We start from the raw sequence: 19,733 nt of genomic DNA, 5'->3' as shown, positions 1-19,733 counted from the left end.
ATGACGACCCCATTGCCCGTCTTCCGCCTTCTCCTCGCCATCGCTGCCGGACTGGTCCTGACCGGACTGCCCTCGCCGTCGCGCGCGCAGAACATCGTCGTCATGGTCAACGGCGACCCGATCACCGATTTCGACATCGAGCAGCGCTCCAAGCTCGACCAGCTGACGACGCAGAAGACCCCGAGCCGGCAGGAGGTCATCAACGAGCTGATCGACGACAAGGTGAAGACGAAGGAGGGCAAGAAGTTCGGGGTCGATCCCGGCGTCTCCGACATCAACCAGTCCTACGAAGGCATGGCGCAGCGCATGCGCATCACGCCGGACCAGCTCACCAAGTCGCTCGAATCCAAAGGCGTGCGCCCCGAGACGCTGAAGGGCCGCATGAAGGCCGAGATGGTCTGGACCAGCCTCGTGCGCGGCCGCTTCAAGGAGAAGCTGCTCGTCGGCGAGCGCGACGTCGCGCAGGCTGTCGGCGACAAGCTCCAGATCGAGGGCACCGAATACAAGATGCAGCCGATCGTGCTGATCGTGCCGCGCGGCTCGTCCGCGGCGTTCCTGGAAACACGGAAGAAGGAAGCCGAGAGCTATCGCGCGCGCGTCGGAACCTGCGAGGAAGCCAACTCGCTGTTCCGCTCGACGCCGAACGCCACCATCCGCGACAGCGTCACCAAGACCACCGCGGAGCTGCCCGAGGCGCTGCGCAAGGTGCTCGACGACACCCCGATCGGCCACCTGACCGCGCCCGAGATGACCAAGAACGGCATCGAGATGGTGGTGCTGTGCTCGCGCAAACCGACCATGATCGACACGCCGAAGAAGCGCGAGGTCCGCGAGAAGATGTATCAGGAGAAGTACGAGAAGACCCAGAAGGCCTATCTCGACGAGCTCCGCAAGGCGGCGATGATCGAATATCGCAACCGCTGATGGCCAATCGCGCAGCCAAACCGCATACCCTTCCCCTTGCCCTGACCCTGGGAGAGCCCGCCGGCATCGGCCCCGACATCACGATCGCAGCCTGGCTCCGGCGCCGTGAACTGAACCTGCCCGCCTTCTATCTGCTCGGCGACGAGGCGCTGATCGCCCGGCGCGCCAAGGCGCTCGCCGCCGCGCTGGGTGCCGATGTCAGGACCGCGGCGGTGAGCCCCGGCGAGGCCGCTTCCGCCTTCACCGATGCCCTCCCCGTGGTCGCCACCGGCGAGTGCGCGACCGCCGAGCCCGGCAAGCCCGACGCATCGAGCGCGCCGGCCGCGCTCGCCTCGATCCGGCAGGCGGTCACCGATGTCCGCGAGGGCCGCGCCGGCGCCGTCGTCACCAATCCGATCGCCAAGAGCGTGCTCTACCGCTCAGGCTTCCGTCATCCCGGCCACACCGAATTCCTCGCCGAGCTTGCCGCGGAAGGCGGCCGCGTGCCGCAGCCGGTGATGATGCTGTGGTCGCCGCGGCTTGCTGTGGTGCCCGTGACCATCCACGTCTCGATCCGCGATGCGCTGGCAGAGCTCACCAGCGAGCTGATCGTCTCGACTGTTCGCATCGTCGCAGCCGAGCTGAAATCGCGCTTTGGCATCGCGCAGCCGCGCATCGCGGTCTCCGGCCTCAATCCGCATGCCGGCGAGGACGGCTCGCTCGGCCACGAGGAGCAGACAATCATCGCCCCGGCGCTCAGGGCATTGCGTGGCGACGGTATCGAGGCCAGGGGTCCGCTGCCCGCCGACACCATGTTCCACGAGGCCGCGCGCAGCACCTATGACTGCGCAATCTGCATGTATCACGACCAGGCGCTGATCCCGATCAAGACCGTCGCCTTCGACGACGCCGTCAACGTCACGCTCGGCCTGCCCTTCATTCGCACCTCGCCCGATCACGGCACCGCCTTCGACATCGCCGGCACCGGCAAGGCCAATCCGGCCAGCCTGATCGCGGCGCTCCAGCTCGCCAGCCGCATGGCGGCTTCGCAAACCTGATGAGCGCGATCGACGACCTCCCGCCGCTCCGCGAGGTCATTCGCCAGCACGCGCTGTCGGCGCGTAAATCGCTCGGCCAGAATTTTCTACTCGACCTCAATCTCACCGCCCGCATCGCGCGCGCAGCAGTGCCACTCGAAGATTCCACGATCGTCGAGATCGGCCCCGGCCCGGGCGGGCTGACGCGCGCCCTGCTCGCGCTCGGCGCGAAGCGCGTCATCGCCATCGAGCACGACGAGCGGGCGATCCCGGCCTTGCAGGATATTTCCGCGCGCTATCCTGGCAGGCTCGAGATCGTGCATGGCGATGCCATGACCTTCGATCCCCGCCCGCTGCTCAATGGCGAACGCGCGAAGATCGTCGCCAACCTGCCCTACAACATCGCGACCCAGCTCCTGATCGGCTGGCTCACCACCGAGCCCTGGCCGCCCTGGTACGACATGATGGTGTTGATGTTCCAGCGCGAGGTCGGCGAGCGCATTGTCGCGCGCGAGGATGAGGAGGCCTATGGCCGGCTCGGCGTGCTCGCCAATTGGCGCTGCGAGACCAAGATCCTGTTCGACATCGCGCCGTCCGCCTTCGTGCCGCCGCCCAAGGTCACCTCCTCCGTCGTGCGTCTGGTGCCGCGCGCAGAGCCGCTTGCCTGCGATCGCAAGCTGCTCGAACAGGTCGCAGCCGCCGCCTTCGGCCAGCGCCGCAAGATGCTGCGCCAGAGCCTGAAATCGCTCGGCGCCGATCCGGCGCGGCTCGCCGCCGCCGCCGGCGTCGATGCGACGCGGCGCGCGGAGACCATTCCGATCTCAGGCTTTGTTGCCATGGCCTGTGAATTGGCCAATATACGAACCGAAACAGAGCGATAATTTCGGAGGAAGAAATATGGCGTTGATGCGTCGGCAGTCCCTGGTCAAGTTCGATGCGCCGCTGTGCGAGACCATCGTCGACACGCCGAAGCCGAAAGGCGCCGAAGTGCTGGTGCGCATCGAGCGCTGCGGCCTCTGCCATTCCGACCTGCACATCCAGGACGGCTATGCCGATCTCGGCGGCGGCAAGAAGCTCGACACCACGCGCGGCATGACGCTGCCCTTCACGCTCGGCCACGAGATCGCCGGCGTCGTCGACGAAGTCGGCCCTGACGTCGCCGCCGGCCTCGTCGGCGCGAAGAAGGCCGTCTTCCCCTGGATCGGCTGCGGCCAGTGCCGCGACTGCGCCAATGGCGACGAGAATCTTTGCGTGAAGCAGCGCTTCCTCGGCGTTTCCATCGACGGCGGCTTCGCCACCCACGTGCTGGTGCCCGACGCGAAATATCTGCTCGACTACGATCCCCTGCCCGTCAACCAGGCCGCGACCTTGATGTGCTCCGGCGTCACCGCCTATGGCGCGCTCAAGCGCCTGGTCGACCGCCCGCGCCAGCGCAACCTGCTGCTGATCGGTCTCGGCGGCGTCGGCATGATGGGCCTGTCCTTCGCGCAGGCGATGTTCAAGCAGCCGATCACGGTCGCCGACCTGTCGCCGGCCGCGCGCGATACCGCGCTGAACAACGGCGCGGCCAATGCCTACGACCCGTCCGAGCCCGACGTGATCAAGCGCATCCTCAAGGAGACCGAAGGCGGTTTCGACGAGATCGTCGATTTCGCCGGCAACGAGAAGTCGATGGCCTTTGCGGTCGCGGTCGCCGCGCGCGGCGGCAAGATCGTGGTCTCCGGCCTGATGGGCGGCCAGTTCACGCTGCCGATGGTGCAATGGGTCTACAAGCGCATGACCATCGAGGGTTTCATGGTCGGAACGCTCAACGAGGCCCAGGAGCTGATGGCGCTGGCGCGCGCCGGCAAGATCAAGCCGACGCCGATGCGCGAGGAGCCGATGGGCGATGTCCAGAAATGGATCGACGAGCTTCGTGCCGGCAAGGTGGTCGGCCGCATAGTGCTAAAGAACTGACCCGCGCGCGGGCCCGACGCAAGTTGGGCCCGCGTGACGGAACGCCTGCGGCCTCGCCGCGTTGGCAGCGCATGTCCATTCGCTGCACCGTCGAAAGCGCATTCTTCATCGCCTGGAGCTGCCTGGAGCAGAGCGGCGAGCTCGGCCCGCCGGACGAGAGCGCCAACGTCCTTCTCGACGCCATCGAAGGTCAGCTCAAAACCGGCGAACGCCGGCAGCTGATGCTCGCCAACAGGGCGATCGACGCCTATCGCGCGCATGCGGCACTGCGTCGATCCTCGTGGAATCGCGAAGCACGCTTCGGGTGATGATCGTCGCCGCCCCTCGGGCCGCCGGCCCAGCGGCGTTTTGGCGGATTGAGGCCGGCGGTCCTCGGGCAAAGCGCACGGAGTACGGCGCTCGGCGCCACACGCTACGCCAATCCGCAAGCCCGCTATGTTCACTCCTGAACAGACCTCGCCAGATCAACGCTGCGCGAAGAACGCGCATGCAGACTCGCCCCTCCCAACTTCCGCGAGTCCGATAAGCCCGCGCGCCAGCATCTCAACTATGCACGGCCGCTTGTGTGCACTTTGGAACCGTCGGTTCCGCTGCGGAAACGTAGGGTTCTGGCTGGCGCCGATTCCCGGCCAGCCCAGAGAAGAAACTGTGACCGGTCGGCCCCCGAACGATCTGCTCCGGCAGCTCACCCACCAGGATTTCGAACTGCTCGCGCCTCACCTCCAGCCGGTCGAACTCGCGGCGAGCCACGTCCTGCATCACGCCGGCGACGACGTTGCGGCGGTGCATTTTCCCTGCGGTCCCGCACTGGTATCGTTCGCCGTGCCGGTCGAGGACGATCGCGAGGTCGAAAGCCTGCTGGTGGGCCGTGAGGGTGCGGTGGGCATTGCCGCAGGCCGCAACCCTTCACTCGCTTATTCGCGCATTGTCGTGAAGCTGGGCGGCAGCCTCGTCCGGCTGCCGCTGCGCGCGCTCGAGCAGGCACAGCAGAGATCGGCGACGCTTCAGGAGGTGTTCTCGCGCTACGCCGACTGCCAATTCGCGCAGCTGCTGCAGACGGCGGCCTGCAATGCCGCGCATTCGATCGAGCAGCGCGCCGCCAAGTGGATCATCTCCGCGAAAGAGAGTATCGGCGGCGCCGAAATCCCCCTCACCCACGAGCAACTCGCCGGCATGCTCGGCGTCTCCCGCAGCTATGCCAGCCGCGTCATCCAGATGTTCAAGGCAAGGCGCATCCTCGCGACCCGCCGCGGCGCCATCCTGATCCTCGACGGGGCAGCGCTCGAAGCCAGAGCCTGCTGCTGCAACGATTGGGTGAGGAAGCATTTTGACGAGGTGCTGGGCGGAGCGTCACCTGCCGATGGCTAAAGCGCGATGCGATCAGGATGCATCGTCATCGCGCTTTAGGTTGTTGTTCAAGCATGATCTATTCGGAAAACCGCTGCGCACTTTTCCGGATCATGCTTTAGCATCTTTGCGGCCTCACGCCTCCGGTGGCGACTGCCGCTTCAGATGCAGATAGGCCGGGCTGAAATCGCCGAGCCGCTGCAGCTCGCGCCATTTCAGGACGATGAGGTCCCCGTCGCGCAGATCCATGGCGCCGCCTCGTCTGAGGTCAGCGAGCGTCCGGTTCACCGTCGCGATCGCCATGCCCAGCGTCTCGCCGAGTTGCACCAGGCTGATCGGCAGGCGGAAGCGATTGCCGCGGACGAGCTGCGCGGCGCGGGCGCGGTAGAACAGCTCGCAGAACAGGTGCGCCATACGCGCCTGCATCGGCCGGGCGCTGTTGTTGGTGATGGCCTCGCGAAAGATCGAGGCATCGAGCAGCGTCTCGCGCCAGACCGAGAGCGCGAAAGTGGGCCGGCGCCGGAAGGCTATGAACAATTCGCGATGCGGGATGAAGGCAACCGAGGCGTGCCCGAGTGCGGAGAGCCCATGGTCCATCTGGTCGATGAACAAGCCCTGGGAGTCCGGCAGGTCACCGGAGATATGGAACGCGAGATATTGCCGCCCCCCGCCGCCGAGCAGATGGTAACGCGCCACCATGCCGGAGACGACCAGCGCCGAATGTTCGGGCTCGTCACCCTGGCGGATGAAATCCTCGTTGGGCGCGACATCGCGCTGCGTGAAGGTGAGCGCGCGGATCTCGTCGAGATCCTCCCCGGTGAGCGCGGTGTGCTCGCTCAGGTTCCGGATCAGCACGTCGTGGGCTTTTTCCATGAGACCACCAAAAATCGCGCCGGATCTATCAAATGATACTTCTGGCCCCGGTTCAGCGGACTAGAACGCGAGACGGACGCACAGGTTGCTAATCCGTTTGCGATCGTACGGGTCGCACCCACCATCACCTCGATCACCAACCGAGCCCGGCCCTTCTCATGAGCCCTACGACGATCCTGGAGCGCATCCGCGGCCTGTTCGCATCCGATACCAGCGAACACCTCGACTGCATCAGCGATGCCTTCAAGAACGGCACGCTGCGCGAGCCGGCGCATCCGATGTCGGATCAGGAACTCGCCCACGCTATCCGCGAGTTCCGCAGCACTGAGGTCTCCGACTGGACCATCGCAAAGCTCTCGCGGCGTTTCATCGACGTGCCGCGAGACTGCTGAAGCACGCCGCGAGGCTCATGCCGCATCCGAAGTTCATCGCGCGTCTCCAGGCCATCGAAGGCCTGTCGGAGGACGAACGCCGGCAGATCGCGGGCCTGCCGTCCACGCTGCGCCCGGTCGCGGACGGCGAGATCGTGCTGCGCCAGGGCGAGACCGCCTCGCGCTGCGTCTTCGTCGTCAGCGGCTTCCTCTACCAGGCCCGCATCGTCGGCGATCGCAGCCAGATCCTCGCGTTCCACGTTCCCGGCGACATGCCCTGCCTGCACACGCTGCTGGTCTCGCCGATGGATGCGGACCTCGTCGGCCTCGGCCCGACCATCGTCGGCTACGTCGGGCACAGCCAGCTCCGCCAGCTGCTCGACGGCTCGAACCATCTGACCCGCGCGTTCTGGCGCGAGACGCTGATCGATGCGGCGATCTCGCGGCAATGGATCGCCCGCCTCGGCGCGCAGGCGGCCTTGCCGAAGGTCGCGCATCTCATCTGCGAGCTGGCGGCGCGGCTGGAGATCGTCGGCCTTGTCAAGGACGCCTGCTTCCAGATGCCGATGACGCAGCGGCACGTCGCCGATGCCTGCGGCCTGTCGATCGTGCACGTCAACCGCACCATCCAGGAACTGCGGCATCGCGGGCTGATCGCATGGGAGGGCAGCGAGATCGAGCTGCTGCAGCCTGAAGAGTTGCGCAGGTTTGCCGATTTCACGCCCGACTATCTGACCTGAGCGGTGGGTGAGCGTGGAGGATGGGTAAGCGGAACGCTCTCCCTCGCGTCACGAACGCGGCCGCGCGGTTCGCCATGACGTGAGCAGCGCACCACCGCGGCCTAGGACAGGATCCGTTTTCGGCTTGCGGACCTTGGCGATGCGTTTGACGGCATCGGGACGCTCTCGCATGTCGGTGCACTCGTCGTACGTTCCGTCCTGCGGATACGCTCCGACGACTCCAAAGTCCCGGCTGGACTCGATCAGCCGGTGTCCGGTGCCGGCGGGCAGCACCAGAACGTCGCCGGCTTTCACGCGGAGGATGCGCCCCTTGATCCCGCCGCACTCGACCCTGGCCGTGCCGCGCGCCACGCCCATCACTTCGTGGATCTGCGAATGATAATGGACGAAATCATACACGGTGTCCCGCCACGACCGGCCCCAGCCGTTTGTATCGAACAACGTGTCGATGACGACCTCGGGGGGAAAGCGCCTGGACTTCAGATTGACCGCGCCGCGATAGAGCAACACCGGAAAACGCGGATTGTTCGGCACGATGCCATCGTCGCGAAAATGGATGGCTGCCGGCTTCCGGGCCCGCACCAGCGCCCGCAGCGTTGCCGCATCGGGATGCTCCTCCACGAGCTTCTTGGCGAGATTCTTGATCTGGTCCTTGATCGGCATGGCCTGTCCTCAGCCACGATTCAACGACGGCGGAGGTGAGAAGTTTCCAGGCGAACGGGCTCGATCGGCAGCAGGCCCCACTCCGTCCTGCGGATGATCTCTCGAGCGATGCCTTGCACCTCATGAGATCACGCTACGGCGCGATGATATCCAGCCTGTCCCGCGACGGCAGCGTTGCCTTGAACGCCCGAAGCGCCGCATCGACCGCCGCCGCATCGGCCAGCGGGGTGCGATAAAAATCGACATTCTGCCGCGACAAGGTCACGCTTCTTGTCTGGAGCACGGCCACCTTCGTCCAGCTCGACGGCACGCCTTTCTCGAACCAGCCCTCATAAATCATGATGAGACCGACGTCGTAATCGTGGGCAAGGGCCGCCATCTCTGCCGGCCCATAATCTCCCGCCATTCTCGCCTTGCGCACCTGCTCCGAACCAAGGCCCCAGAGATCGAGCGTGTACTTGGTATTGCCATATGCAACCAGGCCGAGATCGTTGACCCCAACCGCATCTCTGTAGAACGATTGCGCGAAACGAGCCATTTGATATTGCTGCTCGTAGATATCGCTTGCGCCTACCGGGGTGACAACTGCCGCTGTCATGTAGGGAATCGCGGCGGTGCCGAGCCCGAAGACCACGCCAATCTTCACACGAGACCATTGCAGCCTGGAGAGCCGTGGCTTGAGTTGTGCGACGCCCCACAGCAGCGCGGTCGCCGCGAGAGCCATGATGTATACCTCGTACCGATTGAACCAACCGTATTGCCCGCACGCCAGATGAGCTCCGACGGCAACGATGACGGTCAGAAGGACGATCAGGACCTTGCGATCGGCGCGTAGCAGACTGGCGCACCAGGCAACAGCGAGACCGAGTGCGATGAGCCGCAATCCATATGACGTCATCACGCTCCGCAGCATGTTTCTGACGATAGCGGGTAGCTCGCTCGCGGGCTGATCAAGTGTCGTCAGATAGCCCTTCAACAAGACGGAGCTCGGCAGCAACGGCAGGCCACGCGAGGCCATGAGAACGACATAGCCCGATAGAGTGACGATAATCACGAGCGCAGCGCCGGCTGCGAAGCGGCGCTGGTCCAGCAGCGCGAACGCCACGATGGCGGCACCGGCGAATGCGATCCCCTCGAAGCGGATGAGCGGAAGCAGCACCAGGGCGAGGAAATGGAGCGACGTTGGTGCGAACCCGCGCGCCGCCGCCACGAGACCAGCAAAGGTCACGATTGAGGCCCAGACGTGAGCACTGTGCTCCATGCCGGTCATGGGCAGCGCGACAGCGCTGGTGCTGAAGATGAGTAGCAGCGCGATCATACAAGCGAACAGACGCTCGCCCACGCCATCGAACAGGCCACTCGCCTCCAAGAGGCGCATGATAGCCAAGATCGTCGCACCTGCGGCTGCAGCGTTGATCAACAACGGACCAAATGCACCGAGATGAAGCGCTTCGGTCAGAGCCAGAAAATATGGCCAGATGATCGATGAGCTAGGCGATGAATATTCCCCGGCGTTGACCCCATATCCGCCCGACAGGATCTGGTCGGCGACCGCAAGGTGGATATACGCATCGTCTAGCGTGAAGAAGAGCCTGAAGTCGCACAGCGCGAGGACTGCGATGATCTCCATCGCAAGCAATCCCAGCCAAACGAGCATGGCTGCAGTTGAGGGTTGAATCCAGGCATCGGCACCCAAATGTCCCGACGACTCCCTGCCTGTCTTGTCGGGGCAATCGTATTGATCGACGACAGCCATCACACTCCCCTGTCAGTCGCTCGATCACGATTGACACCTTGCCGGGGTCCATTTCCCACATCCTGCCGTTTATCTAATCCTCCCTAACAATCGGTGACTGCAAGGCTGGGAATATCAGGGTTCCCGTGGGTCGTCTTCCCGCGTCCGGTCATTTGCAGGAAGCGCAGCTGCCCGCACCGAGCCCGTTTTCCAGTCGCAGAGGTAAAGGATCGGAACCAGGGAACGCTGATCCCGACAACAGCTGAGACCACCGGCCGGCTCTCTATCTCACTGCAAACGGCGCCTGATAAGGCCGGCCGAACGGCACGCCGTTGATGACAGTCTGGATCGGCTTGAGCTGGGCCTTGCCGTCTCTCTTGTTGTTGCGGGTGTCGAGGAAGCTGATCGGCCCCTCCACCAGCTCCATGATGGCGACGTCACCGGGCGCACCGACTTGCAGGGTGCCGATTTTCGGCGCGCGATTGATGATCTTCGCCGGAGCCGTTGTGGCCATCGCGACCACCTGCTCCAGCGTGAAGCCCAGCGTCATGAACTTGCTCATCACGTTGGGCAAAAACGGGATGCCCGGCGAATTGCCGGAGAAGACGTGGATATCGGAGGAGATGGTGTCCGGAGTGCACCCACCGGGGATCGCGACTTCCGCCACGGTGAAATCGAAGCTGCCGCCGCCGTGACCGACGTCGAACATGACGCCACGCTGCTTGGCCGCCAGGGCCGCAGGCAGCAGCTTGCCCTCTTGCACGATATTCGTGAAGACGTTGGACATGTTCGGTGCGCCCGAATAGGCATGGGTCAGCACGTCGCCCGGGCGCAGCAGATCGAGAATCTGCGACATCAGCTCCTTGGATTCGACGCCACCGATATGCACCATCATCTTCGCCGGCCAGCCGCACATCTCGCAAGCCTGGATGCCGCGCTTCAGCGGCTCGAGCCCGTGCTTGTAGATCACGTTCTCCGACATCCGCACTTTGACCCCGAGCAGGAAATCAGCGTTCTCGGCGAGCGCCATCGCGCAAGCTTCGGTCTGTGCGACGTCGATATTGTACAACTCGGCGGCCGGGAACGCCGACAGGCCGTTATTGGCGATATGGACGAAGGCGTACATTCGCGCACGCGTCTGGGCCACGATGAACCGGCGCAACGCCGCCAGATTGTTGACCCCGGCGTCGCCCGCCGAGACGACGGTCGTCGTGCCCTGGAATTGTACCAGCTCGTCGGCGGGAATACCGATTGCCGAGCCGTAGGGGTAGACGTGACTATGCAGATCGATGAGACCGGGCATCACTAGCTTGCCCGACGCGTCGATACTCTTCAGCGCGCGCTCGGCGGGGATCGCCTCCTGCACCGTTTCGATCATGCCCCAGCGGATGCCGATATCGCGTCTGGCGCGCAGCGACTGGCTGGGGTCGAGCACCTCGCCGCCCCGGATCACCAGATCGTACTTGTCGTTCGGCCCCATCGCTGCCCCGGCGGGCGCGGCGAGGCCGACAACTGCGGCTGACGTCGAAAATGCCAGGAAATCGCGGCGTGACAACACGGACATGATGGTCCCCCCTTGCGCTTTTTCTTCGCGGCTACGGCCCCACTTTGGCGAGCAGATGCGCTTCCGCCGCCAACTTACGAGATCGGAATGAATGGGATTGGAATTGAAGCATCTTCACGCGGATGACCCAATCCTATGTCTGCTCACGAGCCCTGAGGAGCCGCAAATTTTCTGAAGTCGCGTGAACTTTCCTGGACGAGCGCCGACTAAGCCAGCACGTCCGCGCTGGTCCGCTCGGGTCATTCGCGGCGATGGGGCGCGTTTCCGCCATTGGAGAACGGCAAACAGAACGTTCCCGAGAGGCGTCGGGCAAAACACCCGGTCAAGCCCCTCTGGCAAAAAATATTCCACTTTACCGAATTTCGGATTTGTGGCATAGACCCACCCATCCCGGCCCTACCAAAGGGGCGCTTCGCGATCGTCACGAGATGCGGGCCGGGTGGCGGTGGACGCGGTAGCGCCGGCGCGGCTCAGCATGATGACAGGGCGGGCAACCGTGAGTCCTCAGGCGACGCGATACGACACGGCGCGGTCACAGCGGTTTCGTCGATGCCCGAGGGCGAGCACACGCAAGCCTCCGGGTATTCGGGCGGGATCGTCCGCGGACGGAGAAGTCGTGTGGTCCTGACGCCCGGGGTCTGTGCGTCAAGGCTTGCGGTGATGCGGCGGCCCGACCGGGCACGCGCATCGATCATCCGCGAGGCGACGGGGGCAATAGTGCAACGCTCCCCGAGGAGAGCACGAAGGACACCGTTAAAACCAGCCGCGCAGGGAAGGCCCGGGCGACCGGCATCACCTGTGGTCCATCCCGTGTGCATCTTCGTCGCGCACGGACTTGCGGGTGCCGCCGGCGCCCGGCCTTCCCTGCGCCCTTTGGTCTTCATGGGGCGCGAACGACAGCAAGCCTCGGGCGAAACGCGCCGCGAGAACGGGAAGGCGTGTCTGCGAGCTTAGAATTTGAGGATGGCGATGCCGCCCTTTACTCCGTCATTGCGAGGAGCCCTTGCGACGAAGCAATCCAGAGTCTTTCCGCGGTGGGATTTTGGATTGCTTCCGCCTTCGCCAAGGCTTCGGCGGACAAGTCGCTACGCTCGCAATGACGGTGGAGTCAGCGCGCCTCAACCTCGGCTCTCCTGCCCCGGACGCAGCGCAGCGTCACTTCGACGGTGCGCTGCAGAGCCGGGGCCCATGCCGCAACGGAGTCCAAGGCGCTGGGTCCCGGCTCTGCGCAGCAGCGTAAGAACGCTGCAGTGCGTCCGGGCCACGAGTGCCCCCTCCCCGCCCGGTCTGCGCCTCACGCACTTTTCGCCCCGTCACCGGCACCGTCAGCCCGAGCGGCTCGGTCAGCACGGTCGGTCAAGGCGACGGCGTGACCTTCACCGGCTCCGGCCGTCTCGGCGCCCGCAGCGGTTCCGGAACCTGGCGGCGCTCCGATGGTTGCGGCGGAACCTGGAGCTCGGCGAAGCAGTAACGCCCAAGGAAATGCCTGATCTCGCGGCGGAACGAACACGCCGCAAGCCCAATTCAAGCCACATCCTCTCCGGATTTGCGGCTCATTGCCACCCAAGTCTTTGATGACAAAGGGCTGGTTGAGAGTTGCGTCATGCGTAACCGGGAGACCAGGATGGGCAACCGCACCGCAAAATTCGTATCCGCGCTAGTCGGCAGCATCATTGCCGGCGCGCCACTGGCCGCCGTGTCGCAGAACGCGCCGGCGCCATCGAGCACAGCCAACGCGGCCGCCGACTGCCTCGCCTCGCCGAAGGGCGCCGCGCCGCAGGGGCAACACTGGTACTATCGTCTCGACCGCACGACCAAGCGGCAATGCTGGTATCTGCGCGCCGCAGGCGGCAAATCCTCCCAGACCGCGCAGGCGACGACCGACGCGCCCGAGGCGGATTCGGCCGCGCCGCAAGCGATGCAGAACGCGCGCGCCGAATACACCGCTCCGCAGACGAGTGCCGCACCAGGCATGCCGAACATGAGCGCGCCCGCGCCCGCCGCAACTAATGCGCCGCCGGTCGCCCAGCAGCCGCCAAGCGGCGCGCCTGCGACCAACGCGCAGCAGCCGGCCGTGACCGCGCGCTGGCCCGAGGCCTCCCCGACCTCCGCCGCGCCCGCACCGCCGGCCCCCGTTGCGGCCACCGCGCCGGCGGGCGCGAAGCCGGCAAAGCCTCCCGCGCCGATGGCCCTGGCCGGGGCAGACGGCACCGCCGACAAGCCGGCCGGCTCGGTGCAGATGCTGCTGCTCGTGATCGGCGGCGCGCTGGCGCTCGCCGGCATCCTCGCCAGCGTCATCTACCGCTTCGCCGGCGGACGCCTCCGCATCCAGGCCGCCGACCGCCGCGGACATTGGGACGATTGGGCGCCGCAGGACCATGACGTAAGCCGCGCGCCCTGGCTCGGTGCGGAGCCGGCCGTCACGCCGCGCGCACAGCAGGGCCCCGTCGACTTCGATGAAGTTCGGCCGCCGCAGAGCGCGCAAATCGCCGCCTTCACCAAGGAGATCGGCAGGATCGCGGCGCAATCCGCGTCCATTCGCAACAAGGCCGCCGAGCTCGACAAGGCCGACATCTTCAACGGAAAGTTCGAGATAGAGGCATCGGCGCCCCGGCTCGCGGTCAAGGACATCGGCGACGAAAAGGCCGTCGATCACCAAGAAGATGCGCAGGCCGGGGATGCCGTCGACGTCGACGTGATCACCGCGATGCTGGAACGGCTGGCGAAGCAAGGGCCGCGGCTGCCGCAGCCTAGCCCTGAAGCTGAGCTTGCAGAGCTCGTACGAAACCAACGAGGCCAATCCGCCGCTCGCGCTTGAGGCGCTCGGCCTTCAGGATCGACTGCACCTCGGCAAAGGCCTCGTCGACGTCGTGATTGATCACGATGTAGTCGTACTCGGCCCAGTGGCTCATCTCGTGGCTGGCCCGGCTCATGCGCTTGCGGATGACCTCGTCGGAATCCTGCGCGCGCGAATGCAGGCGCTTTTCGAGATCACCGGCCGAGGGCGGCAGGATGAAGACGCTGACGACGTCCTCACGGGCCTTGTGCTTCAATTGCTGCGTGCCCTGCCAGTCGATGTCGAACAACACGTCCTGCCCGGCTGACAGCGCCGCCTCGACGGGGCCACGCGGCGTGCCGTAGCTGTTGTCGAACACCGTCGCCCATTCCAGCAGCTCGTCGGCCTTCACCATCGCCTCGAACGTGGCCTTGTCGACGAACGTATAGTCCTTACCGTTGACCTCGCCCGGCCGCATCGGCCGCGTGGTCGCAGACACCGACATTTTCAAGCCGGACATGCGGTCGATCAAAAGACGCGACAGCGTCGTCTTGCCCGCGCCCGAGGGCGAGGACAGCACGAACATCAATCCGCGCCGCTCGACACCATCAGTTCCGTGACCGCCGCTCGTCATCGATCACTCCAGATTCTGGACCTGCTCGCGGAACTGCTCGACCACGTTCTTCATGGCGAGGCCCGTATTGGTCAGCTCGATATCGTTCGACTTCGAGCAGCAGGTGTTGACCTCGCGGTGAAACTCCTGCGCCAGGAAGTCGAGCTTGCGGCCGATCGGGCCGCCCTTGCCGATCAGCTCGCGCGCCTGCGCGATGTGGGAAGCGATGCGGTCGAGCTCCTCGCGGATGTCGGCCCGGGTGGCGATCAGGATCGCCTCCTGCATCAGGCGGTCGGAATCGAAACGGTCGGAGGTGTCGAGCAGGCTCGCGATCTGCTCGGCGAGCCTGGCCTTGATCGCCTCCGGCTTGCGGCCGGGCGCGGCTTCCGCCCTCTTCGCCAGTTGCTCGACCTCGTCGACCCGCTGGGTCAGGATCTGCCCGAGCGAAGTGCCCTCGCGCTTGCGCATCTCGACGAGTTCCGCGAGCGCCTTGTCGAAGGCCTCGGCGGCGGCGATACGCGCGGCTGTGTCCTCCTCCTCGTCGCCCTCGGGCTCGGCAACCTCGACGACGCCCTTGATGGCGAGCAGACCATCGATGCTCGGCGCAACCGCGTCGACCTTGCCGGCGATGACGGCGGCGGCCTTGAGCACGGCGTTGAGCACGTCCTCGTTGACGCGAACGGTGGCCGCGGCGTTGGCGCGCTTGACCGTGAGATTGGCGTAGACGGTGCCGCGCGACAGCAGCTCGCCGGCGCGTTTCTTGGCGTGGGCTTCGAGCTCGTCGAACCCTTGCGGCAGCCGCACCCTGAGGTCAAAGCCCTTGGCGTTGACCGACTTCAATTCCCATTCGAACGTGTACGGCCCGCTTGCGCCGTGGCATCTCGCAAAGCCGGTCATGGACGACAGCGCCATCAGGTCAATTTCTCCGGAAACATGGGATTCGCGAGGCATCAAGCCACGCGAATCTTAAGACTATTTTGCAGGAAAGTGGAATCCGCAAAGCCGGCAAGCAGGTCTGCAACGCGCCTAGCGCTGGACCACCGGCGGCGATGGCTGCACCGCGCCCTGCCGCGCCGGTGCTGGAGCGGCGGGGCGCGCCGCAGGCGGCTTTTTCTGTTGGTTGGGCCGGGCCGGCGTCGTCGCCGTCGGTGTATCGGCAGTTCCGGGCGCGACGGCGGCGGGCGGCGGCGCATCCTCGGCCGGCTCCACCGTGTCGTTCTGGATCTGCTTTTCCATGGCGCGGAGCTTGGCGACGTTCTTCTGATGCGCGTCGTAAGTCTCCGTGAAGGCGTGCCCGCCGGTGCCGTCGGCGACGAAGAAGAGGTCGCGGGTGCGGGCCGGATTGGCGGCGGCCTCCAGCGAGGCGCGGCCGGGGTTGGCGATCGGGCCCGGCGGCAGGCCTTCGATCACATAGGTGTTGTAGGGCGAGGGCTGCGTGATTTCGCTGCGCTTGATCGGGCGGCCCAGCGTACCCTTGCCGCCGACGAGGCCATAGATGATGGTCGGATCCGACTGCAGCTTGATCCGCTGCTTCAGCCGGTTTGTGAACACCGCGGCGACACGGCTGCGCTCGTCCGGCTTGCCCGTTTCCTTCTCGACGATCGAGGCGAGCGTCACCAGCTGCTCCGGCGACTTGACCGGAATGTCCTGATTGCGGCGCTCCCAGATCTCGGCGAGCACGCGCTTGTGCGCCTGCTGCATGCGCTGGACCACCTGATCACGCGGGGTGCCGCGCGGGAATTTGTAGGTCTCGGGCAGCAGGGTGCCCTCGCGCGGCAGCTCGCGCACGCTGCCGGTGAAGATGTCGTTGTCGGACAGGCGCGCCACGATCTGCTCGGAGGTCAGCCCCTCCGGAATCGTCACAGCGTGCTGCACCACCTTGCCCTCGACAATGGTGGCGATGACGTCGCGGAGCGATGCGTTCTTCTGGAACGCATATTCACCCGGCTTGAGGTCCGAGCTCGCCTTCAACGCGGCAACGCTGGCGATGAACACCCACGGGTTGATGTCGGTCACGCCTTCCCGGTTCAGCGTCTCGGCGATGTCGCGCTTGCCCGCACGCTGGGGGATGTTGACGATCTTGTCATCCTTGAGCGGCCCGGGCGCCTCGAGCACCTGCCGGCCGTAATAATAGACGCCGCCGGCGCCGAGCATGGCGATCAGCAGTAGGGTGATGATGGCGTTGCCGACGACCACGAAAGGATTGCGCGCACGGTCCGATCGCTTCGGCGGCGGCGGGACCTGCTCGGGCTCGAGCGCTGCCCGCGGACTCCGGGGCGAAATGGGCGGCCTTTCACTCATCGAAACAACCTGAATCCTGCCGGTTCAATCGCGGCCCGACAATCGCTTGCCCTGCCAAATGCACGCGCCCACTTCCATGACTATCGCCGAATACGGCAAAACGGTGGATTCGTCTCAAACTTAAACTAACTGGCCAGGCGCCGGACGATCACCGACGCATTGGTACCGCCAAAACCAAACGAGTTCGACAAGGCGACGTTGACCTCTCGCTTCTTCGCCTTATGCGGCACGAGATCGATCGCAGTCTCCACCGACGGATTGTCGAGGTTGATCGTCGGCGGCACGACATTATCGCGAATCGCGAGAATGGCGAAGATCGCCTCGATCGCACCGGCCGCACCGAGGAGATGACCCGTCGACGACTTGGTCGAGGACATCGCAACCTTGGACGCGGCATTGCCGAGCAGACGCTCGACGGCGCCGAGCTCGATCTCGTCGCCGAGCGGCGTCGAGGTGCCGTGCGCGTTGATGTAATTGAGATCGGAGGCGGTCAGGCCGGCGCGCTTGAGCGCGGCCGACATGCTGCGGAAGCCGCCATCGCCGTCGGGCGACGGCGAGGTAATGTGATAGGCATCACCCGAAAGACCGTAGCCGATCACCTCGGCATAGATCCTGGCGCCACGGCGCCGGGCGTGCTCGAGCTCTTCCAGCACGAGGACGCCGGCGCCCTCGCCCATCACAAAACCGTCGCGGTCCTTGTCATAGGGACGCGAGGCTTTCTCGGGTGTGTCGTTGAAACCGGTCGAGAGCGCGCGCGCGGCGTTGAAGCCGGCAATGCCGATGCGGCTGATCGGCGATTCAGCGCCGCCAGCGACCATCACGTCGGCATCGCCCAGCGCGATCAGGCGGGCGGCATCGCCGACGGCGTGTGCCCCGGTCGAGCAGGCCGTGACCACCGAATGGTTCGGTCCCTTCAGTCCATGTGCGATCGAGACGTAGCCGGAAGCCAGATTGATCAGGCGGCCCGGAATGAAGAACGGCGACACCCGGCGCGGTCCACGCTCCTTGAGCAGGATCGCGGTCTCGGCAATGCCGTTGAGGCCGCCGATGCCCGACCCGATCATGGTTCCGGTCGCGCATTTGTCCTCTTCGGTCTCGGGATGCCAGTTGGCGTCGTCGAGCGCCTGGCCGGCTGCGGCCATGCCGAAGATGATGAAGTCGTCGACCTTGCGCTGGTCCTTCGGCTCCATCCACTTATCGGGATTGAAGGTGTCGTTGGTGCCGTCGCCGCGCACGACCGTGCAGGCGTATTTGGTCTGAAGATCGGAGACATCGAAGCTCTCGATCTTGCGCGCACCGCTCTCGCCGTTGAGGATGCGCTTCCAGGTCGGCTCGACGCCGCAGCCGAGAGGCGACACCATGCCGAGACCAGTGACGACAACCCGCCTCATATCCGAAAACTCCGCATCGAAAGATTCACGGCCAATAACAAGAAACCGGCTGACCGCTGGGAAGCGGCCCGTCCGGTTTCAATGTTGTCCCCGCGAAAATGAAGAGCCTTAGCTCTTCGCGTTCTTCTCGAGAAACTTCGTGGCGTCGCCGACGGTGAGAATCGTTTCCGCAGCGTCGTCCGGAATCTCGCAACCGAATTCTTCTTCGAACGCCATCACCAGCTCGACGGTGTCCAGACTGTCGGCGCCGAGGTCGTCGATGAAGCTCGCGGCGTCGACAACCTTCTCGGGTTCAACACCAAGGTGTTCGACCACGATCTTCTTAACCCGTTCGCCAATGTCACTCATTGCATAACCTCGTGTTGTTCCCTGTAGACCCGACCCCCCGGGACGATACGAGCCGTCGTGGTCGTGTTACTTGCCTTCGCTTACGAACTTTGATTTGGCCCCATCCTAACCGATACAGGGCCCGGCGAACGACGGCCAAGGCTCCGCATCGCCAATATACAGGGTTTCAAAAACCTGCAATGGCGTTCTTTGCCCATCCGTTGAGCGTCCGGTTATCATACTTCAACTGCCTTGACTATAAGCCTCATTTCCCTCCGGAAACGGCCGTTTGCCGCATCCGCACAGCCCATGTGGGCAGTGCGGAACGAGCGCTTCAGATCATGGCCATGCCGCCGTTGACGTGAATGGTCTGGCCGGTGACGTAGGCTGCTTCGTTCGAACTCAGGTAGACGGCGGCCGCCGCGATATCCTCGGGCGTCCCCAGGCGGGCGGCCGGAACCTTGGTCAGAATCGTTTCGCGCTGCTTGTCGTTGAGCGCATCGGTCATCGGCGTCTTGATGAAGCCCGGTGCGATGCAGTTGGCGGTGACGCCGCGCTTGGCGTATTCGGCCCCGAGCGTCTTGATCATGCCGATCAGGCCCGCTTTCGACGCCGTGTAATTGCCCTGCCCTGGATTGCCGGTGACGCCGACCACCGAGGTGATGGCGATGATGCGGCCGAAGCGCTTGCGCATCATCAGCTTGGTGGCGGCGCGCGCCAGGCGGAAGGTCGCGGTCAGATTGACGTTGATGACCTCCTCCCAATCCTCGTCACGGAGCTGCACGAAGAGATTGTCGCGGGTGATGCCGGCATTGGCGATGAGGATGTCGACCTGGCCCATTGCCGCTTCCGCAGCGGGCACCAGCGCCTCGACCTCGTCGGCCTTGGAGAGATTGCAGGGCAGCACATGGGTGCGCTCGCCGAGCTTGCCGGCAAGCTCGTCCAGCACCTCCTTGCGCGTTCCTGATATCGCAACGGTCGCGCCCTGCGCGTGCAGCGCCTGCGCGATCGCGCCGCCGATACCGCCGGTCGCGCCGGTGACGAGCGCCTTTTTGCCAGTCAGATCGAACATCGAAAACTCCTCCAAAGCACGATCCGGAAAAGTGCGCAGCGGTTTTCCGAAAGATCGTGCGTAA

The 19,733-nt window shown here is 65.0% G+C and carries 20 protein-coding genes; 10 read left to right on the top strand and 10 right to left on the bottom strand.

Features of this window, described 5'->3' with window-relative positions; genetic code table 11:
• From GA0061098_RS06585 to GA0061098_RS06560, 6 genes are all read left to right on the top strand, one after another.
• Positions 1-924, top strand: coding sequence for a SurA N-terminal domain-containing protein (locus GA0061098_RS06585; protein ID WP_165637185.1), 924 nt, complete (start codon positions 1-3; stop codon positions 922-924).
• Positions 924-1,961, top strand: coding sequence for a 4-hydroxythreonine-4-phosphate dehydrogenase PdxA (gene pdxA / locus GA0061098_RS06580; RefSeq protein ID WP_091954969.1), 1,038 nt, complete (start codon positions 924-926; stop codon positions 1,959-1,961). The genes GA0061098_RS06585 and pdxA overlap by 1 nt, the downstream gene beginning before the upstream one ends.
• Positions 1,961-2,821, top strand: coding sequence for a 16S rRNA (adenine(1518)-N(6)/adenine(1519)-N(6))-dimethyltransferase RsmA (gene rsmA / locus GA0061098_RS06575; protein WP_091954965.1), 861 nt, complete (start codon positions 1,961-1,963; stop codon positions 2,819-2,821). The genes pdxA and rsmA overlap by 1 nt, the downstream gene beginning before the upstream one ends.
• Before the next feature lie 16 nt (positions 2,822-2,837).
• Positions 2,838-3,896, top strand: a complete 1,059-nt coding sequence (locus GA0061098_RS06570) for an alcohol dehydrogenase (protein ID WP_091954961.1) — start codon at positions 2,838-2,840, stop codon at positions 3,894-3,896.
• Positions 3,897-3,967: 71 nt separating this feature from the next.
• The gene (locus GA0061098_RS06565; RefSeq protein ID WP_091954957.1) at positions 3,968-4,204 is read left to right on the top strand and encodes a hypothetical protein; all 237 of its coding nucleotides are present in this window, start codon (positions 3,968-3,970) and stop codon (positions 4,202-4,204) included.
• Between the two features lie 340 nt (positions 4,205-4,544).
• Positions 4,545-5,264, top strand: coding sequence for a Crp/Fnr family transcriptional regulator (locus tag GA0061098_RS06560; protein ID WP_091954954.1), 720 nt, complete (start codon positions 4,545-4,547; stop codon positions 5,262-5,264).
• A gap of 114 nt (positions 5,265-5,378) precedes the next feature.
• On the opposite strand, the gene GA0061098_RS06555 is transcribed toward GA0061098_RS06560, so the two are convergent.
• Positions 5,379-6,116: a Crp/Fnr family transcriptional regulator gene (locus tag GA0061098_RS06555; protein WP_091954950.1), complete on the bottom strand. Its 738-nt coding sequence runs from the start codon at positions 6,114-6,116 to the stop codon at positions 5,379-5,381.
• 158 nt (positions 6,117-6,274) lie between these two features.
• On the opposite strand from GA0061098_RS06555, the gene GA0061098_RS06550 reads away from it, so the two are divergent.
• A complete protein-coding gene (locus GA0061098_RS06550) occupies positions 6,275-6,508 on the top strand; it encodes a hypothetical protein (RefSeq protein WP_091954947.1) in 234 nt (77 codons plus the stop codon).
• Between the two features lie 17 nt (positions 6,509-6,525).
• A complete protein-coding gene (locus GA0061098_RS06545) occupies positions 6,526-7,227 on the top strand; it encodes a Crp/Fnr family transcriptional regulator (RefSeq protein ID WP_091954943.1) in 702 nt (233 codons plus the stop codon).
• A 48-nt stretch (positions 7,228-7,275) separates the two neighbouring features.
• Here the strand turns inward: GA0061098_RS06545 and GA0061098_RS06540 are convergent, their stop codons facing one another.
• From GA0061098_RS06540 to GA0061098_RS06530, 3 genes are all read right to left on the bottom strand, one after another.
• Positions 7,276-7,890, bottom strand: coding sequence for a cupin (locus GA0061098_RS06540; protein WP_091954939.1), 615 nt, complete (start codon positions 7,888-7,890; stop codon positions 7,276-7,278).
• Between the two features lie 133 nt (positions 7,891-8,023).
• Positions 8,024-9,646, bottom strand: coding sequence for a hypothetical protein (locus tag GA0061098_RS06535; protein WP_245323175.1), 1,623 nt, complete (start codon positions 9,644-9,646; stop codon positions 8,024-8,026).
• 262 nt (positions 9,647-9,908) lie between these two features.
• Positions 9,909-11,189, bottom strand: a complete 1,281-nt coding sequence (locus GA0061098_RS06530) for an amidohydrolase family protein (RefSeq protein WP_091954933.1) — start codon at positions 11,187-11,189, stop codon at positions 9,909-9,911.
• 1,267 nt (positions 11,190-12,456) lie between these two features.
• Here GA0061098_RS06530 and GA0061098_RS06520 point away from each other — a divergent pair.
• The gene (locus GA0061098_RS06520; RefSeq protein WP_091954930.1) at positions 12,457-12,660 is read left to right on the top strand and encodes a hypothetical protein; all 204 of its coding nucleotides are present in this window, start codon (positions 12,457-12,459) and stop codon (positions 12,658-12,660) included.
• A 153-nt stretch (positions 12,661-12,813) separates the two neighbouring features.
• A complete protein-coding gene (locus GA0061098_RS06515) occupies positions 12,814-14,007 on the top strand; it encodes a hypothetical protein (protein ID WP_245323174.1) in 1,194 nt (397 codons plus the stop codon).
• Here GA0061098_RS06515 and gmk read toward each other — a convergent pair.
• From gmk to fabG, 6 genes are all read right to left on the bottom strand, one after another.
• Entirely contained in the window at positions 13,940-14,599 is a 660-nt protein-coding gene (gmk, locus tag GA0061098_RS06510; protein ID WP_091954920.1) for a guanylate kinase, read from the bottom strand. The genes GA0061098_RS06515 and gmk overlap by 68 nt on opposite strands.
• Before the next feature lie 3 nt (positions 14,600-14,602).
• A complete protein-coding gene (locus GA0061098_RS06505) occupies positions 14,603-15,490 on the bottom strand; it encodes a YicC/YloC family endoribonuclease (RefSeq protein WP_091954916.1) in 888 nt (295 codons plus the stop codon).
• Positions 15,491-15,604: 114 nt separating this feature from the next.
• The gene (gene mltG, locus GA0061098_RS06500) at positions 15,605-16,879 is read right to left on the bottom strand and encodes an endolytic transglycosylase MltG (RefSeq protein ID WP_091954912.1); all 1,275 of its coding nucleotides are present in this window, start codon (positions 16,877-16,879) and stop codon (positions 15,605-15,607) included.
• A 125-nt stretch (positions 16,880-17,004) separates the two neighbouring features.
• A complete protein-coding gene (fabF, locus tag GA0061098_RS06495; protein WP_091954908.1) occupies positions 17,005-18,270 on the bottom strand; it encodes a beta-ketoacyl-ACP synthase II in 1,266 nt (421 codons plus the stop codon).
• 108 nt (positions 18,271-18,378) lie between these two features.
• Positions 18,379-18,618, bottom strand: a complete 240-nt coding sequence (locus tag GA0061098_RS06490) for an acyl carrier protein (RefSeq protein WP_008130699.1) — start codon at positions 18,616-18,618, stop codon at positions 18,379-18,381.
• Positions 18,619-18,931: 313 nt separating this feature from the next.
• Positions 18,932-19,669 carry a 3-oxoacyl-[acyl-carrier-protein] reductase gene (gene fabG, locus GA0061098_RS06485; RefSeq protein WP_027557576.1) on the bottom strand — a complete coding sequence of 246 codons (738 nt, stop codon included), beginning with the start codon at positions 19,667-19,669 and terminating at the stop codon, positions 18,932-18,934.
• Between the last annotated feature and the right edge of the window lie 64 nt (positions 19,670-19,733).

The organism is Bradyrhizobium shewense, assembly GCF_900094605.1.
Classification (GTDB): domain Bacteria; phylum Pseudomonadota; class Alphaproteobacteria; order Rhizobiales; family Xanthobacteraceae; genus Bradyrhizobium; species Bradyrhizobium shewense.
The sequence above is the reverse complement of the archived record's forward strand: the minus strand, read 5'-3'. Positions and strand labels throughout refer to the sequence as shown.

Coding starts and splice junctions, on each gene's coding strand:
- GA0061098_RS06585 (WP_165637185.1), top strand. CDS start 1: ATGACGACCCCATTGCCCGTCTTCCGCCTTCTCCTCGCCATCGCTGCC.
- pdxA (WP_091954969.1), top strand. CDS start 924: ATGGCCAATCGCGCAGCCAAACCGCATACCCTTCCCCTTGCCCTGACC.
- rsmA (WP_091954965.1), top strand. CDS start 1,961: ATGAGCGCGATCGACGACCTCCCGCCGCTCCGCGAGGTCATTCGCCAG.
- GA0061098_RS06570 (WP_091954961.1), top strand. CDS start 2,838: ATGGCGTTGATGCGTCGGCAGTCCCTGGTCAAGTTCGATGCGCCGCTG.
- GA0061098_RS06565 (WP_091954957.1), top strand. CDS start 3,968: ATGTCCATTCGCTGCACCGTCGAAAGCGCATTCTTCATCGCCTGGAGC.
- GA0061098_RS06555 (WP_091954950.1), bottom strand. CDS start 6,116: ATGGAAAAAGCCCACGACGTGCTGATCCGGAACCTGAGCGAGCACACC.
- GA0061098_RS06550 (WP_091954947.1), top strand. CDS start 6,275: ATGAGCCCTACGACGATCCTGGAGCGCATCCGCGGCCTGTTCGCATCC.
- GA0061098_RS06545 (WP_091954943.1), top strand. CDS start 6,526: ATGCCGCATCCGAAGTTCATCGCGCGTCTCCAGGCCATCGAAGGCCTG.
- GA0061098_RS06540 (WP_091954939.1), bottom strand. CDS start 7,890: ATGCCGATCAAGGACCAGATCAAGAATCTCGCCAAGAAGCTCGTGGAG.
- GA0061098_RS06535 (WP_245323175.1), bottom strand. CDS start 9,646: ATGGCTGTCGTCGATCAATACGATTGCCCCGACAAGACAGGCAGGGAG.
- GA0061098_RS06530 (WP_091954933.1), bottom strand. CDS start 11,189: ATGTCCGTGTTGTCACGCCGCGATTTCCTGGCATTTTCGACGTCAGCC.
- GA0061098_RS06515 (WP_245323174.1), top strand. CDS start 12,814: ATGGGCAACCGCACCGCAAAATTCGTATCCGCGCTAGTCGGCAGCATC.
- gmk (WP_091954920.1), bottom strand. CDS start 14,599: ATGACGAGCGGCGGTCACGGAACTGATGGTGTCGAGCGGCGCGGATTG.
- GA0061098_RS06505 (WP_091954916.1), bottom strand. CDS start 15,490: ATGGCGCTGTCGTCCATGACCGGCTTTGCGAGATGCCACGGCGCAAGC.
- mltG (WP_091954912.1), bottom strand. CDS start 16,879: ATGAGTGAAAGGCCGCCCATTTCGCCCCGGAGTCCGCGGGCAGCGCTC.
- fabF (WP_091954908.1), bottom strand. CDS start 18,270: ATGAGGCGGGTTGTCGTCACTGGTCTCGGCATGGTGTCGCCTCTCGGC.
- GA0061098_RS06490 (WP_008130699.1), bottom strand. CDS start 18,618: ATGAGTGACATTGGCGAACGGGTTAAGAAGATCGTGGTCGAACACCTT.
- fabG (WP_027557576.1), bottom strand. CDS start 19,669: ATGTTCGATCTGACTGGCAAAAAGGCGCTCGTCACCGGCGCGACCGGC.